The organism is Pseudoalteromonas sp. NZS100_1 (genome assembly GCF_015864285.1).
GTDB classification, from domain to species: Bacteria; Pseudomonadota; Gammaproteobacteria; order Enterobacterales; family Alteromonadaceae; genus Pseudoalteromonas; species Pseudoalteromonas arctica.
In genome coordinates, this window is the sequence record NZ_JADYXN010000085.1 from 1 (window position 1) to 1,330 (window position 1,330).

The 1,330-nt window shown below is 35.4% G+C and carries 1 protein-coding gene; it reads right to left on the minus strand.

The annotated features are described in order from the left end of the window. Positions 1-194: 194 nt before the first annotated feature. The gene (locus I6F66_RS20600) at positions 195-1,184 is read right to left on the minus strand and encodes a hypothetical protein (RefSeq protein ID WP_197209672.1); all 990 of its coding nucleotides are present in this window, start codon (positions 1,182-1,184) and stop codon (positions 195-197) included. Between the last annotated feature and the right edge of the window lie 146 nt (positions 1,185-1,330).

The following is a 1,330-nucleotide window of genomic DNA, read 5'->3' on the forward strand; positions in this document are numbered from 1 at the left end:
AAGATGTCATATTGTCAATTAACTAAAATACACAAACCGTTTAACATTCTTCGTAGAATTGATTGAAGATTATTTTTTAGACTGCGAGCCGCCTAAGTACTTATAATTAAAAATATACTCCTTTAGCAAACTCAAACTATGTATAGCTCAAGCTCAAACTTCCTTTAAGTTATAAAGTGGCTTTTATAATGCGCTTAAGGTATGCCCATAAACAACTGCAGTGCTAAACGCTTTGCTTTGTATTTCCAGGTTAGTTTTTCAATACGCTCAGGCTCACCTTTAAAATGTAGCCAAGGTTTGGTTATTTCTTCGTTAGGTGTCGCTCTGAGCCAATTAAAATGAGCAGCCTCTTTATTAAACTTTTGCCATATTTCGACTTGTTGAGCAAGTGAAAAGTCGCTCCAAAATTTATTAGGTCTGTCATTTTTTTTATCAAATTCAGCGGTTGGTTCATCAAGGTGTCGGTAGTTTTCATACTCAGGTACATCAGGAAGTGGTTGGTTGTTGTCCATAAAGCGCACTACACGCTCCCAATATAAATAACAGTTCATTGGGTTATTTGAGTTATCCGGCACTTGCACAACAATTTTAGTGTCAGGGTATTTATTCTCATCAACATGGCTTATATAGGGTACAAATCCCATTACACCCGGGCGTGTTGCAACCATATCTAAATGGCATACAATATCAGCCCACTTAAAACAACAATTACCCTGCTCATCACGTGCTTCGCAACCAGGGATTGGATAAGTAAAGCCTACTAGCTGCTTTTGTCTATCAAAGTATATTTGTTTTTTGGGGATGTAACTGTCTGTTATTGGTAATAAATTAAGAAAAAACAGGTTCCAAGAAAAAGTAAGTATAGGTATCCACCATTGAAATTTTTCACCCTCTTCGTAAATAGGTAGAGATAAAACACTTATTAAAGTCACAAGACTCAAAACAGCCCCTATAATTACAGGACCAAAAAGTACAGCTCTAGCTGGACTATTTCCGCACATTTCTACTTTATATCGTTCTGGGTGCTTTTGTATAACTTTCTGCTTTTTAGAGGTCAGGTCATACAAGTAACATAAGCCTTTAAACTTTTCTTTAAGACTATTTAATCTCTCAGGGTAAAAAAAACAATTAAACCGCTTTTTTTTAGGCATAATATCAACGGCTAGGTAGTCATTATTTTGCATCAGATTCCTTTAATAAACAGAGGCACTTTAAGGTGCTCTGTTTAAGTTCCTTTTTTTGATTGTTAAAGCATCATGGACTCTGAAACTTAAACAGTCTCACGGAAAGCCGATAAAAAGTTGAATCAATAAACGCTTTACTTTATATT